This window comes from Streptomyces tubbatahanensis (genome assembly GCF_022699385.1).
Taxonomy (GTDB): Bacteria; Actinomycetota; Actinomycetes; order Streptomycetales; family Streptomycetaceae; genus Streptomyces; species Streptomyces diacarni.
Genome location: NZ_CP093846.1, coordinates 4,432,787 through 4,446,777 on the forward strand (window position 1 = coordinate 4,432,787; position 13,991 = coordinate 4,446,777).

The window sequence follows — 13,991 nt, forward strand, 5'->3', positions numbered from 1 at the left end:
CCGATGCCCCCAGGACCGACACGCGTCCCGTTGCCCCTACAACGCCGGGCGGGGCCTTTCCGGTTCCCCCGCCTCTCCGGCGGCGTTCCGCCCGCTTCCGGCGGCGGCCCGGGGCCGGCTCCCCGGGCCGGACGCCCCGGTGCCGCTCTCCAGGATGGCCCTAGGGTCTTTCGTTTGGATATGGCTGGATCAGGGAGCGGGGTCCGGTGCGTGCTCTCGCAAGGCGGAGGATGGGGGTCCCCCCGGCCGAAGGCTGGGGGAGAGTCCCTGCGTGGGGGCACCTCCCGGGGCGAGCGAAGCCGAGCCCTGGGGGAAGCGGCGACTGACGACAACGCCGCGAGAGTGCGTGCCGGGGCCCGCGAGCCCAGCAAGATCCAAACGGGAGGCCCTACAGTCCGCCCGTGCCCAGGGCGCCGAACGCCACGGCCGCCAGCAGGTCCTGCGGTTTCAGCTCGCGGACCCCGTCCGGGGCCTCCACCGAGACGGCGTGACCGCCGCCGAAGTCCAGCCGCAGCGGCAGGTGCACCTTCTCCGCGTCCTTGCCTTCGAGGAACTGCTCCAGGTCCACCGTGAGGCCGGTGAGCTGGCCGCGCCTGATCTGGAGGTCCGCGCTGACCTTCTTGTCCGGGACCTTGGCCGGGTTCAGCCGTGCGCCCAGGGCCTCCAGCGCCCGCGAGAGGTCCGGCGCCGCCTCGCGTGCCGGCATGGAGACCGTGACGTGCTCGGCGCCGCCCCACTCGCCGGCCTTGTGGAACTCGGCGTGCTCCCCGAGCGTCTTCTCCAGGCCCTCGAGGAACTCCCGCTCGGACTCGCCGTTGAGCGCGCGGCCCGCCGCGGTCGCCCGGCTCAGGCGCTTGCTCGTCTCGTCGCTCTGCTCGGAGACCGCGGGCCCGTGCCGTCCGAAGGCGCCCTTCTTCTCGTCCTCGGCGATCTCCTGGGCCGCGCGCGCGAAGTCGTCGAAGGACTCGGGGTCGATCTCCACCCACTTGCCCTTGAGCGCGTCCCTGGCCGAGCCGAGCGTCGTCGGCAGGTCCTTGGCGAGCGAGACGATCGTGCGGGCGCGCCGCTTGTCCGCGGTGGTTCCGCCTGTCTGCGTCACCAGCGAGCGCAGGTTGACCCGCATGTACAGCTTCTCCTCCACCGACTTGGCCGCCAGCACGTCCTTGCCGCCGAAGTTGATCGCCGCCGCGAAGCGGAGCCGCTCCGAGCGGCTCAGTTCCTTCAGCGGGGTCTCCTCCTTGTCGGAGCCCACCGCGAAGGTGAGTTCGCCCCGGGTGAGGAGTTTCGCGGTGTGCCGGGTGCTGTCCGTGTCGGGGGCGCCCGCCGCGCGCAGGAACTTCTCGGCCTCGCTCGTGCTTCCGTCCACGGACATCAGCACCGAGGCCGTCGGCTGCTCGCCGAGTTTCTCGAAGGAGTGTTTCACCTTCAGTCCCGTGGTGAGCCGCTCCGCCACCGAGCATCCGGTGAGGGCGGCGACGAGCGTCGTCGCGCACGTGGCTGTGGCCGTCAGGCGGAGCGGGGTGACACGCATGGCGTCGAGGGTACGCGGGCGCCCCCGTGCCCGCCCCGAGCCTGCCCGGTTTCCCGGCCCCTGGGCTGACCCGCCCGTGGGTGGGAGGGCACAAGTAGGGTCGGGTGCGTGAGTGACACAGGACGGGTGCCGTGGATCGTGGGCGTCTCGGGGGCCTCGGGAACGCCGTACGCGGCCGCGGTCGTCCGCGGTCTGCTGAGCGCCGGTGAGGACGTCGATCTGGTCGTGAGCCGCGCCTCCCGCCTCACGATCCTGGACGAGACGGGCCATCCGTTCCGCGACGCGCACGCGGAGGCGGACCTGCGCCGCTGGCTGGCCCGGGGCGCGGACGGCAGCCCGGACGCGTTCAAGGCCGAGCCGGGCGCCGACCCGGCCCGGGTGCGCCACTGGCCGCCGGGGGACCTGGCGGCGGGGCCGTCCTCCGGGTCGTATCCGGTCAAGGGCATGGTGATCGTTCCGGCGAGCACGGCGTGCGTGGCCGGTGTGGCGCTCGGACTCTCGAAAGACCTGTTGCAGCGCGCGGCGAGTGTGACGCTCAAGGAGCGCCGTCCCCTCGTCGTCGCCGTCCGGGAGACCCCGCTGAGCGGGCAGACGCTGCGGCATCTGGTGACGCTGGACGAGGCGGGCGCCGTCGTGCTGCCCGCCTCGCCCGCCTTCTACGCGGGCGCCCGGCACATCCAGGACCTGGTGGACTTCGTGGCGGGGCGGGTGCTGGACGCGGCGGGTGTGCCGCACCAGTTGTACCGGCGCTGGGAGGGGGAGCTTGGGCGGGGCGGTGTCGGGCCCATGCCTTAGATTCGTGGTCCGGACGTCTACAACGGGAGGCAGCGGCACCATGGACGCGGTGGACAGGCAGCTCATCCAGGCGCTGCGGGAGAACGGGAGGGCCTCCTACGCGGAACTGGGGCGGCTGGTGGGGCTGTCGGGGCCGAGCGTCACCGACCGGATCAACCGGCTGGAGGCGGCCGGGGTGATCACCGGCTACCGCGCCACTGTCGACGCCCCCTCGCTGGGGCTCGGGGTGACGGCCCTCATCGGCATCCAGCTGACCGACGCGACGGACCACGAGGACGTGGCGGGGCGGCTGCGCTCCCTGCACGAGATCGAGGACTGCTGGTTCATCGCCGGTGACGACTCGTACATGCTCAAAGTGCGGGCGGGGGATGTGGACGGGCTGGAGCGCACCATCCGCCGGCTGTCGGGCACCGAGGGCGTCTCCCGCACGCGCACCACGATCGTGCTGTCCACCAAGTGGGAGAACCGGGTGGGCGAGCTGCCCGAGGAGTGAGGCCCCGGCGGCCTGGCGTAGTGTCGTCGGGACGCGCGGAGGCGCCCGGAAGGCCCTCCGGAACGTGAGGGACGCGGAAGGTCGGCACACCGCGAGAAGCACCAACGAGGCAGGCAGGTGGCGCGAGGAATGGACGCGGAGCTGCGGCGACGGCTGGCGGACGTCGAGAGGAAGGTCCGCTCCGGTGAGCGGCTGGGGCACGAGGACGGGGTCGCGCTCTTCGCGTCCGACGACCTGGCCTGGCTCGGCGGTCTGGCGCACGAGGCGCGGGCGCTGAAGAACGGTGACGTGGCGTACTTCGCCGAGCACCGCCGCCTGGAACTTCCCGCCGAAGCGGACGCCGTGAACGACACGGACGCCGTGAACGACATGGTCGAGGCCGCCACCCGTCTCACGGCCGACGGCGCCACCGAGCTGCACCTGGGCGCGGCCGGGGACACGAGCTGGGAGCAGTGGGTGCGGGCGCTGCGGGCGCTGCGCGCCGCCCTGCCCGAGGCGGTGGCGCTGCGCGCGTTCACGGCCGCCGACGTCAGCCGTTTCGCCGCCGCCTCGCAGGTGAGCGAGAGCGAGGTGCTCGACGAGCTGCTGGCCGCCGCACCGGCTTCCCTGGGCGAGGGCTTCGAGGGGCCCGGCGCGGAGGCCGCGGACGCCGAGGACGCCGAGGGCGTGGCGCGGGAGGCGGAGGGCGCGGGCTGGCAGGAGTGGGCCAGGGTGCACAGGATGGCGCACCACAAGGGCCTCACCACCGTCTGCACGCTGCGGTTCGGCTACGGAGAGGACATCGCCGAGCGCGTCGGCCACCTGTTGCGGCTGCGTGAACTCCAGGACGAGACCGGCGGTTTCCGCGCCGTGGTCCCGCTGCGCCACGAGGGGCCGCAGGGCGCGACCGGCGCCGAGGTCCTGGCGACGTTCGCCGTGTGCCGGCTGCTGCTGGACAACGTGGCGCACGTGACGGCCCGCTGGGCGGTGCACGGCGCGCAGACGTCCCAGCTGGCGCTCCAGCACGGCGCCGACGAGATGGCGGGTCCGCTGGCCGCTGAGGCCTCGCGGGACGCGGACGTCCTCACCCGGGACGACCTGGTCGAGCTCATCCGTGACACCGGCTTCCGCCCCGTCGAGCGCGACGCCCACCACGGTGTCCTGCGCTCCTTCGACGGGCCGGACCCGGACCGCCGCGAGGCGCCCCAGCCCATGCGGGTGTAGACCGCAGGCGGTCTGTGAGAGCTGCCGGGATGCGGGGTACCGCGAGCCGTATGGCAGCTGACAAGGGCGCGGAACGCAAGACCGGTGCGGACAGGCCCGAGGAGGCGTACGACGCGTCGCCGTTCCTGCCGGAGCGGCCGGGGCGGGGCAACGCGGGGTTGCGCAGGCTGCGGGACGCGGCGGCGGACTGCCGTGGGTGTCCGCTGCACGAGGACGCGACGCAGACGGTTTTCGGCAGTGGCGACGCCCGGGCCCGTGTCCTGCTCGTGGGGGAGCAGCCCGGGGATCAGGAGGACCGCCGGGGCGAGCCGTTCGTGGGCCCCGCGGGCCGGATGCTGGAGCGGGCGCTGGATGAGGCGGGGATCGATCCCGCGCAGTCGTATGTCACCAACGCGGTCAAGCACTTCAAGTGGGCGCACGAGGAGGGGCGGGGGAAGCGGCGCATCCACAAGCCGCCGACGCTGCGGGAGACGGCGGCGTGCGGCCCGTGGCTGGCCGCCGAGCTGGCGCTGACGGAGCCCGAGGTGCTGGTGGTGCTGGGCGCCACGGCGGGCAAGGCGCTGTTCGGTTCGTCGTTCCGCGTCACCAAGGAGCGCGGCACCTGCACGGAGCGTGAGGTGCGGGGCCGCTCCGAGCGGGTGGTGCCGACGATCCATCCGTCCGCGATCCTGCGCGCCGAGAACCGGGACGAGGTGTACGCGGGCTTCCTGGCCGACCTGCGGGTGGCGGCGCGGGTGCTGGAGTGAGACCGGCGCACCTGAGCCCGGCCGCTCCCCGGGGCCGGGGGCGGCGAAGATCGCCGCGGGGCCTGTGCTTGACTGGGAGAATCCGCGAAACGCCCCAAACGTCCACACGCCCAAGAGCAGGGAGAGGGTCCCGTGAGCAGCAGCAGCAGGTCGCACGCCACGCTCCGCTACACCACCATGCGGCTTGGCATCTTCGTCGGCTGCCTGGTCGTCGTCGGGCTGCTGGCGCAGTTCGGCGTCATCCCCTCGGGTATCGGCAAGTCGAACCCGATCTGGGTGGTGCTGCTGGCGCTGGTCCTCTCGGCCCCGCTGAGCTATGTGCTGCTGCGCGGGCAGCGGGAGGCGATGTCGGAGCAGATCGTGGGCGGCGTGGGCCGGGCCAAGGAGCGGCTCGCGGCCAACCAGGCCCAGGAGGACGGCGCCCAGCCGCAGGGCGAGTCGCGCACGGTGTAGCCGTGCGGCTCCCGTAGCCGTGTAACCCTCGTCACACCCTCATCGACGCCCCGTCGGGAATGTGCTTCTCCCGGCGGGGCGTTGAGCTGTTCCGTACCTGCCCCCCAAAGCAATGCTTTGGGTAAGCCAAAGACGGAGTGTTAGCGTGACGGCCATGACGAACGCAGTCCCCACTTCCGACGCGCACCCGGGACGGCCCGGCCTGGCGCTCGTGGCACGGCTGCACGTCGATCTGTGCCGCTGCATGTCGGCGACCTGTCGCTGACAGCGCGGCCGGACTACCCTCCGGCGCGAATCGACCGCACCGTCCTGCGATCCCTGCTCGCGACGCCCCTTCCAGCCCAAGAGCGCGCTTTTTCCGACGCGCTCGATGACGCCTCCGGAGTAGGTCCGTGTCCTCGTCACCGTCCGATACCGCCACGCCCGCGAAGGGCTTCCGCATACCCAAGGTCCCGTTCTGGGCGCAGATCCTGGCAGGCCTCGTCCTCGGCGTGGTCCTCGGCTGGGTCGCCAACACCTGGGACGTCGCCTGGCTGGGCACCGCGCTCACCAAGGTCGGTGAGATCTTCGTCCAGCTGCTGAAGCTGGCCGTCGCCCCGCTGGTCTTCTTCGCGATCACCATTTCGATCACCAACCTGCGCAACGTGCACAACGCGGCGCGGCTCGCCACCCGCACCCTGTTGTGGTTCATGGCGACCTCGCTGATCGCCGTGGCGCTCGGGCTGCTCATCGGCCTGGTCACCAACCCGGGCTCCGGTACGGGGCTGTCCGCCAAGGACGCCGCCGAGCCGGACACCCAGGGCTCCTGGCTGGACTTCCTCACCGGGATCATCCCGAAGGACGTCATCACGCCGTTCACCGAACTCCAGGTGCTCCAGATCGTCTTCATGGCGGTCGTCGTCGGCATCGCCGCGCTGAAGTTGGGGGAGAAGGCCGAACCCATCCTGAAGCTGGGCGAGTCCGTCCTGGCGCTGCTCCAGAAGGCGCTGTGGTGGATCATCCGGCTGGCCCCCGTGGGCACCATCGGCCTGATCGGCACCGCCATCAAGGACTACGGCTGGGACCTGATCGGCAGCTACGCCACCTTCACCGCCGACATCTACGTCGGCTGCGCGCTGGTCCTCTTCGGCGTCTACCCGCTGCTGCTGGGCACGGTCGCCAAGGTCAACCCGCTCCAGTTCTTCAAGGGCGCCTGGCCCGCGATCCAGCTGGCGTTCGTCTCCCGCTCCTCGGTCGGCACCATGCCGCTGACGCAGAAGGTCACCGAGCGGCTCGGGGTGCCCAAGGAGTACGCGTCGTTCGCGGTGCCGTTCGGCTCGACGACGAAGATGGACGGCTGCGCCTCCATCTACCCGGCGATCGCGGCCATCTTCGTGGGCGAGTTCTTCCACGTGGACATGGGGCTCAAGGAATACCTGCTGATCGTCTTCGTCTCGGTCATCGGCTCGGCCGCCACGGCGGGGCTCACGGGCGCGACGGTGATGCTCACCCTGACCCTGTCGACCCTCGGCCTGCCCCTGGAGGGCGTGGGCCTGCTGCTGGCCATCGACCCGATCCTGGACATGATGCGCACGGCGACGAACGTCGCCGGGCAGGTCGTCATCCCGGTCCTGGTCTCCGCCAAGGAGAAGATCCTGGACCGCGAGATGTTCGCCCACGCCCGCAGCTTCAGCATCGAGGACGCCGACGCGCCCGTCGGGCCCCGCCCGGCCGTCACGCAGGAGCCGGTCACCACCGGCTGACCTGCCCGCCCGCTCCGTCCGCGCGCCCCCGGCCCCCCGGCCGGGGGCGCGTACGCTTGCGGTGGAGCGGAGTTGACGCGGTACGGGGCAGACGGGGCGACGGGGAAGAGGAGTTGGGCAGCGTGGGGCAGAAGCGGATGCCGCGCGAGGTGCGGGAGCGGCAGATGCTGGACGCCGCCGTGACCGCCTTCGCGCGCCACGGCTACCAGGCCGCCTCCATGGACGACATCGCGGAGGCCGCCGGGGTCTCCAAGCCGCTGGTGTACCTCTACCTCAAGTCCAAGGAGGACCTGTTCACGGCCTGCGTGCGGCGGGAGATCGGCGCGCTGGTGGCGGCGGTGCGCCGGGGCACGCGGGAGCGCGGCGTCTCGGCCGACCAGCAGTTGTGGAACGGGCTGACGGCGTTTTTCGCGCACACCGCGGCACGCCCCGACGGGGTCGCCGTGCTGCACCGTGCCCGCACCCAGGGCGAGCCGTTCGCGCGGGAGGTCGCCGCGATGCGCGTCGAGGTGCTCACCCTGGTGACGGAGCTGCTGGCGCAGGCGGCGCAGGACGCCGGGTGCGACGGCGCGCTGGCCGAACGTGAGGTCTCAGGGCTGGCGCATGCGCTGGTCGGCGCGGCGGAGTCGCTGGCCGAGTGGGCCAACACGCGCACGGCGCAGCGGGCCGACGCCGCCCCCTCCGCGAAGGAGACGGCGGCGACGCTGATGAACTTCTGCTGGGCCGGTCTGGAGAACCTCACCAAGGGCGCCCGGTGGGTGCCCGCGCCGAGGTGAGCGGCTACTTCTTCCAGCGGGAGAGCCCCCCGCCCCCGTTCTCGTACTGGGAGAGGGCCAGGCCCAGGCCGAAGAACGTGGGCGCCCACTCGCCGATGAAGATGCCCCACCGGTCGGCCCTGTCCGTGCCGGCCTTCTCCGCCTTGACGGATGCGGCCCAGCTCAGGAAGGAGATGCCGACCGAGGCCAGGGCCGCGCAGTAGGCGTGTTCGGCCCGCAGGCCGGCTTCGTGCAGTTTCGCGACGACCATTACCCGGTCTCCCGTCATAGAGGATCGCTACTCCAGCCACGCAACCACCGGGCCTGTGCCCCCGCCCCTCCTGTTACGCCGAACGGGTGGCGGTCTCGCCGCGGCTGCCCGTGCAGGGGCTGACGTGTCCGGTGAGGTGGATCCTGGGCCGCTCGCCCGTCCCGCGCAGCTCGAACGCGCCGGTGTCCTGGTCGGCGGCGTGCACGACCCGGGCCGGGAGGAACACGGGCGCCCTGAAGTCCGCCTCCGCGAAGCCGATGCCCTCGGCCCGGCCGCCGCTGTCCGCCTCGTGGGCCGCCAGGCAGCGGGCGAAGGTCCACATGCCGTGGGCGAGGGCACGGGGGAAGCCGAAGGCGCGGGCGGTGAGCGCGTGGAGGTGGATGGGGTTGCGGTCGCCCGAGGCCGCGGCGTAGCGGCGGCCCAGCCCTGCGGGCAGGCTCCACGTCTCACCGGAGGGCAGGGGCTCGAGCTCCTGTGGTCGTGCGTCCTGGCGACGTGCGCCCGCGCGGGGCGCGTCCTGGGGCGGTGCGCTCTGGCGGGGCTCGGCGTCCGGGGTGGAGCCGGAGTGCCGGCACAGGTACGTGCTGCGGGAGTGCCACACGACCTCGCCGTCGCTTTCCGCGCGCGTGACCACGTCGAAGGTGGTCCCCCTGCGGTGCGCGGCCGGGTTCTCGGTGTGGACGCTCAGCCCGATCCTCTCCGTGCGGGCGAGCGGCCGCTGCTGTGTCAGCTCGATGCGGGTGTGGACCAGCCCGAGGAGCGGGAAGGGGAAGTCCCGGCGCGCCATCAACCGTGTGGCCAGGGGAAACGCCATGACGTGCGGGTATGCGGGCGGGAGCGTGTCCGCGCGCGGGTCGTGGCCGCACACTCGCGCGTAGCGGCGCACGTGTTCGGGGCCGGGGGCTGCGGCCGGGAGGGTGAGCGTGTCCTGCGGCAGGCGGGCGCCGGCGTAGGGGCCCCGCTTGGTGGGCGAGGTGAGCGCTCCCTTGAGCAGGTGCAGCGCCAGTGGTGTCGTCATCGGGGCTCCGTGGAGGTCGCGGGCGGCTCAGGCGCCGAGGAGGGACTGGCCGCAGACGCGGACCGTCTGGCCGTTGACCGCGTGGCTGGCGGGTTCGGCGAGCCAGGCCACGGTCTCGGCGACGTCGAGGGGCTGCCCGCCCTGGGAGAGGGAGTTCATGCGGCGCCCCGCCTCGCGGATGACGAACGGCACGGCGGCCGTCATCTTCGTCTCGATGAAGCCGGGCGCCACGGCGTTGACCGTCGTGGCGTGCTCCGCTCTCGCCCGCGGGGCGAGCGCCCGTACGAAGCCGATGACGCCCGCCTTGCTGGCCGCGTAGTTGGTCTGGCCGACGTTGCCCGCGATGCCCGCGATCGAGGCGGTGGCGACGACGCGTGAGCCGCGCAGCGCGCCCGCGGCCAGCAGGTGGTCGGTGGTGCGCAGCACGCTCGCCAGGTTGACGTCCAGCACGCCGGCCCACCGGTCGGCGGGCATGTTGACGAGCCTGCGGTCGCGGGTGATGCCCGCGTTGTGGACGAGGACGTCGAGCCGGCCGTCCGGCAGCGCCTCGACGATGCGGGCTCCCGCGTCGCCGGCGGTGATGTCCAGGGGCAGCGCCGTGCCGCCGAGGCGGTCCGCGACGCGGGTGAGGTCGTCCGCGGCCTGCTCCACGTCGAGGCAGAGGACGTGGGCGCCCTCGCGCGCCAGCCGTCCCGCGATCTGCTCGCCGATACCGCGGGCGGCGCCGGTCACCAGGGCGAGGCGCCGCCCCTCGCCGCTTCCGCTTCCGTCGCCGTTTTTGGTGGTGCCGCCGTCCGCGGTGCCCGGCGCGTGGCCTTCCGCCGTCACCTCGATCACCTGGCCGCTGACGAAGGCCGATCTGGGGGAGAGGAGGAAGCGCAGGGTGGAGGCCGCGGAGTCCACGCGCGCCGGCGGTGCCAGGCGGACCAGGTTCGCGGTGCGGCCCCGTCCCAGCTCCTTGCCGAGCGAGCGGACGAAGCCCTCCAACGCCTGCTGTGCGGCGGCCTGATGGTGGTCGTCCGGCGCGGGGCGGGCTCCGAGCAGCACCACGCGCCCGCACGGCGCGAGCCGGCGCAGCAGCGGGTGCAGGGACGCGTGCACGCCCGACAGTTCCGCGACCGTGCCGAGGGCCGTAGCGTCGACGAGCACGGCGGCGACGCGTCCTTCCCCGTCCGTACGACCGTGTACGACGTCCGTACGGCCGTCTACGACGGGCAGGCCGCAGCCGTCCAGCGCCTCTCGCAGCTCTTTTCGGCCGCAGCCTTCCGTGGCGGTGGCCGTCAGGTGCAGCAGCGGGCCGCCCTCCAGCGTGGGACGCTCCGCGGTCCAGCGGTGCAGTACTTCGGGACGGGGGAGGCCGAGCCGGCGTGTGAGGAAACGGCCCGGTCCTGTGTGCGTCCAACGAAGATAGCGGTCGGCCATTCCCCAACTCCTCCGGCTCGCGTAAATTTACTTCCGAGTAAGGTTACTTTCAGGTCAGGAGTTTGGTCGAGGATGAGTTCCACCGGCCTCATCAGCGCGGACCGTCCGCGCCGCGTCGCCGTCATCGGCGGCAGCCGTATCCCCTTCGCACGCTCGGACGGCCCCTACGCCACCTGTTCGAACCAGGACATGCTCACCGCGGCCCTCGACGGTTTGGTGGAGCGCCACGGGCTGCACGGCGCGCATGCGGTCGACGAGTTCGTCGCGGGCGCCGTCCTCAAGCACAGCCGCGACTTCAACCTCGCCCGCGAGACCGTCCTCGGCTCCGCGCTCGACTCGCGCACCCCCGCTTACGACATCCAACAGGCCTGCGGCACCGGCCTCCAGGCCGTCGTCGCCGTCGCCAACAAGATCGCCCTCGGCCAGACCGAGGCGGGCATCGCAGGCGGCGCCGACACCGCCAGCGACGCCCCGCTCGGCGTGAACGACCAGCTGCGGCGCCTCCTGCTCGCCACGCGGCGCGCGAAGACGCTCAAGGAGCGGGCCCGCGTACTCGCCCGGATCCGGTCCCGCCACCTGGTGCCGGACATCCCGCGCAACGCCGAGCCGCGCACAGGACTGTCCATGGGCGAGCACGCCGCCCGTACCGCGCGCGCGTGGGGCATCGGCCGCCACGAGCAGGACGTCCTCGCCGCCACCAGCCACCAGCGGCTGGCCACCGCCTACGACACCGGTCTGCTCCACGACCTCGTCGTGCCCTACAACGGGCTCGCCAGGGACCAGAACCTGCGCCCCGGCACGACGCCGGAGAAACTCGCCGCGCTGGCACCCGTGTTCGGGCGGGACGCAGGGCAGGACACGGCGAGCGGCGCGGCCGAGGCGACCATGACGGCGGGCAACTCCACGCCGCTGACCGACGGCGCCGCCACCGTGCTCCTGGCGAGCGAGGAGTGGGCGGCCGAGCGCGGACTGCGCCCGCTCGCCTACCTGTCCGCCTACGAGACGGCCGCCGTCGACTTCGTCGACGGCCAAGACGCCTGCGACGGACTGCTGATGGCGCCCGCCGTCGCCGTCCCCCGCATGCTGGAGCGGCTCGGCCTCGGCATCGAGGACTTCGAACTGGTCGAGATGCACGAGGCGTTCGCCTCCCAGGTCCTGGCCACCCTCGCCGCCTGGGAGAAGGCCGGGCTGGCGCCCGTCGACCGGGAACGGCTCAACGTCGCCGGCTCCTCGCTGGCCACCGGGCACCCGTTCGCGGCGACCGGGGCGCGGCTCGTGGCGACCGGCGCCGCGCTGCTCGCCCAGCGGGACGCCCCCGCCGGGGCGAAAGGGCTCATCTCCGTGTGTGCGGCCGGAGGGATGGGGGTGACCGCCGTACTGGAGCGCGCGTAGGCACTTTTCCCCGATCCCGCCCTTTCACCGTTTCCTCGGGGCCCCCCACGCTCCGGGAGTCGCTTCGCTCGTCCTCAAGCTTCCCCGGACCTCGTCCGGGAGGTGCCCCCAGACGGCTGAGGGGAGCCCTCCCTCAGCCTTCGGCCCGGAGGTGCCCCCAGGGGCTCGCGGACCGAGAGTCGGGCGGAGAGCCCTAGAGACAGTGACAGGGCGGGGCCGGGGATCTCACCCACCGACCACCAAGGAGCCGCACCATGCCGCAGCCGCCCACCCTCACGCCGCCGCGCACCACCGTGGAGGCCGACCGTGTCCGCGAGGTCTCGGTGCCGCCGCTGGCACCGCGGGTGACCACCGGCTCCCTCGCCGACATCCCGTTCACCAACGCCGCCGAGGCGCCCGAGCAGCCGGCGTTCAGCCGCAAGACCCCCGACGGATCCTGGCAGGCCACCTCGGCCCGCGACTTCGCCGCCGAGGTCCTGGCGATGGCCAAGGGGCTGATCGCGCTGGGCCTCCAGCCGGGCGAGCGGGTCGCCATCATGGCCCGTACGACCTACGAGTGGACGCTGACGGACTTCGCCGCGTGGGCTGCGGGCCTGATCACGGTGCCCGTGTACCCGACGTCGTCGGCCTCGCAGGCCCGGCACATCCTGCAGGACGCGCGGGCCCGCGCCTGCTTCGTGGAGGACGTGGAGCAGACGCGCCTGCTGAGCGCCGAACGCGGCAACCTGCCCGCGCTGGAGCACCTGTGGCAGTTCAGCTCGGGCGCGGTCTCCCACGTGGTGGACGCGGGGCGCCAGGTGCCCGACGCGCTGGTGGCCGAGCGCCGCGCCGACATGACCCCGCAGTCGGTGGCCACGCTGATCTACACCTCGGGCACCACGGGGCCCCCGAAGGGCTGTGTGCTCACGCACGGGAACTTCTTCGCCGAGGTGGACAACGCGATCGAGCTGCTGCATCCGGTCTTCAAATCGGTGACGTCGCAGGAGCCCTCGACGCTGCTGTTCCTGCCGCTGTCGCACGTGTTCGGCAGGATGGTGGCGATCGGCTGCCTGCGTGCGCGGGTGCGGCTCGGGCACGCGCCGAGCATCAAGACGGACGACCTGCTGGCCGACCTGGCCGGGTTCCGCCCGACGTTCCTGCTGGGCATCCCGTACGTGCTGGAGAAGGTCTACAACACCGGGCGGGCGACGGCGGAGAAGATGGGCCGGGCCTCCTCCTTCGACCGGGGGGCGCGGATCGCGCAGCGGTACGGGGAGGCGGTCGAGGCGCAGGAGCACGGGTTCGGCGGCGGTCCCGGGGTCGGGCTGCGGGCGGCGCGCGGGCTGTACGACGCGCTGATCTACCGGCGGATACGGGCCGCGCTCGGCGGGCGCTGCCGCTACGTCATCTGCGGCGGCTCCCCGCTGGGCCACCGGCTGGCCGCGTTCTTCGAGGGCGCGGGCGTGACGATCTACGAGGGCTACGGGCTGACCGAGACGACGGCGGCGACGACGGCCACACCACCGCTCAAACCGCGCCTCGGCACGGTCGGCTGGCCCGTACCCGGCACGTCGCTGCGGATCGCGGACGACGGTGAGGTGCTCATCAAGGGGGAGCACGTCTTCCGCGGCTACTGGGACGCGGAGTCCGAGAGCGCCGCCCCGCACGCGGACGCCGACGGCTGGATGCCCACCGGCGACCTGGGAGCGCTGGACTCGGAGGGGTACCTGAGCATCACGGGGCGGAAGAAGGACCTCATCATCACCTCGGGCGGCAAGAACGTGGCGCCCGCGCCGCTGGAGGACTGGCTGCGCGCCCACCCGCTGGTCAGCCAGTGCCTGGTGGTCGGCGACAACCGCCCGTACGTGGCGGCGCTGGTGACGCTGGAGCCCGACGGGCTCGCGCACTGGCAGCGGATGCACAAGAAGGAACACCTGTCGATGGCGGACCTGGTGGCCGACGAGGACCTGCTGCGCAACCTCCAGCAGGCGGTCGACGAGGCCAACTCGCAGGTCTCGCGCGCCGAGTCGATCCGCAGGTTCGTCGTGCTGCCGCGGGACTTCACGGAGGAGGGCGGACACCTGACGCCGTCGATGAAGCTGCGCCGGGCGGCCATCGTGCGGGACTACGCGCAGCGGATCGATCAGCTGTACGGCGGCTGAGGGGGCCGCGCCGGGTGCCGGAGGGCCGT

Annotated in this window: 13 protein-coding genes; 9 read left to right on the forward strand and 4 right to left on the reverse strand. The window is 72.9% G+C overall.

What is annotated here, in order from left to right; all coding sequences use genetic code 11:
• Positions 1-388: 388 nt before the first annotated feature.
• Positions 389-1,531 carry a hypothetical protein gene (locus MMF93_RS19050; RefSeq protein WP_242753189.1) on the reverse strand — a complete coding sequence of 381 codons (1,143 nt, stop codon included), beginning with the start codon at positions 1,529-1,531 and terminating at the stop codon, positions 389-391.
• A 108-nt stretch (positions 1,532-1,639) separates the two neighbouring features.
• Between MMF93_RS19050 and MMF93_RS19055 the strand changes: the two genes are divergently transcribed.
• The 7 genes from MMF93_RS19055 (at position 1,640) to MMF93_RS19085 (ending at position 7,739) form a co-directional block, all read left to right on the forward strand.
• Positions 1,640-2,326, forward strand: a complete 687-nt coding sequence (locus tag MMF93_RS19055) for a UbiX family flavin prenyltransferase (protein WP_114023608.1) — start codon at positions 1,640-1,642, stop codon at positions 2,324-2,326.
• A 40-nt stretch (positions 2,327-2,366) separates the two neighbouring features.
• The gene (locus MMF93_RS19060) at positions 2,367-2,819 is read left to right on the forward strand and encodes an Lrp/AsnC family transcriptional regulator (protein WP_114018789.1); all 453 of its coding nucleotides are present in this window, start codon (positions 2,367-2,369) and stop codon (positions 2,817-2,819) included.
• Between the two features lie 129 nt (positions 2,820-2,948).
• Positions 2,949-4,022: a hypothetical protein gene (locus tag MMF93_RS19065; protein ID WP_242753190.1), complete on the forward strand. Its 1,074-nt coding sequence runs from the start codon at positions 2,949-2,951 to the stop codon at positions 4,020-4,022.
• Positions 4,023-4,072: 50 nt separating this feature from the next.
• Entirely contained in the window at positions 4,073-4,768 is a 696-nt protein-coding gene (locus MMF93_RS19070) for a UdgX family uracil-DNA binding protein (RefSeq protein WP_242753191.1), read from the forward strand.
• Between the two features lie 132 nt (positions 4,769-4,900).
• On the forward strand, positions 4,901-5,221 hold the full coding sequence (locus MMF93_RS19075; RefSeq protein ID WP_274709481.1) for a DUF4229 domain-containing protein: 321 nt from the start codon (positions 4,901-4,903) through the stop codon (positions 5,219-5,221).
• A 392-nt stretch (positions 5,222-5,613) separates the two neighbouring features.
• Positions 5,614-6,963: a dicarboxylate/amino acid:cation symporter gene (locus MMF93_RS19080; RefSeq protein ID WP_242753192.1), complete on the forward strand. Its 1,350-nt coding sequence runs from the start codon at positions 5,614-5,616 to the stop codon at positions 6,961-6,963.
• 137 nt (positions 6,964-7,100) lie between these two features.
• The gene (locus MMF93_RS19085) at positions 7,101-7,739 is read left to right on the forward strand and encodes a TetR/AcrR family transcriptional regulator (protein WP_114023693.1); all 639 of its coding nucleotides are present in this window, start codon (positions 7,101-7,103) and stop codon (positions 7,737-7,739) included.
• Between the two features lie 4 nt (positions 7,740-7,743).
• Here MMF93_RS19085 and MMF93_RS19090 read toward each other — a convergent pair whose 3' ends face one another.
• The 3 genes from MMF93_RS19090 to MMF93_RS19100 form a co-directional block, all read right to left on the reverse strand.
• Complete coding sequence (locus MMF93_RS19090; RefSeq protein WP_242753196.1) at positions 7,744-7,989, reverse strand: hypothetical protein; 246 nt, start codon at positions 7,987-7,989, stop codon at positions 7,744-7,746.
• A 73-nt stretch (positions 7,990-8,062) separates the two neighbouring features.
• The gene (locus tag MMF93_RS19095; protein WP_242753197.1) at positions 8,063-9,007 is read right to left on the reverse strand and encodes a MaoC family dehydratase; all 945 of its coding nucleotides are present in this window, start codon (positions 9,005-9,007) and stop codon (positions 8,063-8,065) included.
• Between the two features lie 27 nt (positions 9,008-9,034).
• Positions 9,035-10,429: a 3-oxoacyl-ACP reductase gene (locus MMF93_RS19100; RefSeq protein WP_242753198.1), complete on the reverse strand. Its 1,395-nt coding sequence runs from the start codon at positions 10,427-10,429 to the stop codon at positions 9,035-9,037.
• Between the two features lie 72 nt (positions 10,430-10,501).
• Here MMF93_RS19100 and MMF93_RS19105 point away from each other — a divergent pair, with 72 nt between their 5' ends.
• A complete protein-coding gene (locus MMF93_RS19105; protein ID WP_242753199.1) occupies positions 10,502-11,821 on the forward strand; it encodes an acetyl-CoA C-acetyltransferase in 1,320 nt (439 codons plus the stop codon).
• A gap of 254 nt (positions 11,822-12,075) precedes the next feature.
• Positions 12,076-13,962, forward strand: a complete 1,887-nt coding sequence (locus MMF93_RS19110) for an AMP-dependent synthetase/ligase (RefSeq protein WP_242753201.1) — start codon at positions 12,076-12,078, stop codon at positions 13,960-13,962.
• Positions 13,963-13,991 lie beyond the last annotated feature (29 nt).

Bases quoted from the DNA above. Each gene is read 5' to 3' on its own strand.
- MMF93_RS19090 (WP_242753196.1), bottom strand. From the start codon at position 7,989: ATGGTCGTCGCGAAACTGCACGAAGCCGGCCTGCGGGCCGAACACGCC.
- MMF93_RS19065 (WP_242753190.1), top strand. From the start codon at position 2,949: ATGGACGCGGAGCTGCGGCGACGGCTGGCGGACGTCGAGAGGAAGGTC.
- MMF93_RS19095 (WP_242753197.1), bottom strand. From the start codon at position 9,007: ATGACGACACCACTGGCGCTGCACCTGCTCAAGGGAGCGCTCACCTCG.
- MMF93_RS19060 (WP_114018789.1), top strand. From the start codon at position 2,367: ATGGACGCGGTGGACAGGCAGCTCATCCAGGCGCTGCGGGAGAACGGG.
- MMF93_RS19070 (WP_242753191.1), top strand. From the start codon at position 4,073: ATGGCAGCTGACAAGGGCGCGGAACGCAAGACCGGTGCGGACAGGCCC.
- MMF93_RS19105 (WP_242753199.1), top strand. From the start codon at position 10,502: ATGAGTTCCACCGGCCTCATCAGCGCGGACCGTCCGCGCCGCGTCGCC.
- MMF93_RS19100 (WP_242753198.1), bottom strand. From the start codon at position 10,429: ATGGCCGACCGCTATCTTCGTTGGACGCACACAGGACCGGGCCGTTTC.
- MMF93_RS19085 (WP_114023693.1), top strand. From the start codon at position 7,101: ATGCCGCGCGAGGTGCGGGAGCGGCAGATGCTGGACGCCGCCGTGACC.
- MMF93_RS19110 (WP_242753201.1), top strand. From the start codon at position 12,076: ATGCCGCAGCCGCCCACCCTCACGCCGCCGCGCACCACCGTGGAGGCC.
- MMF93_RS19050 (WP_242753189.1), bottom strand. From the start codon at position 1,531: ATGCGTGTCACCCCGCTCCGCCTGACGGCCACAGCCACGTGCGCGACG.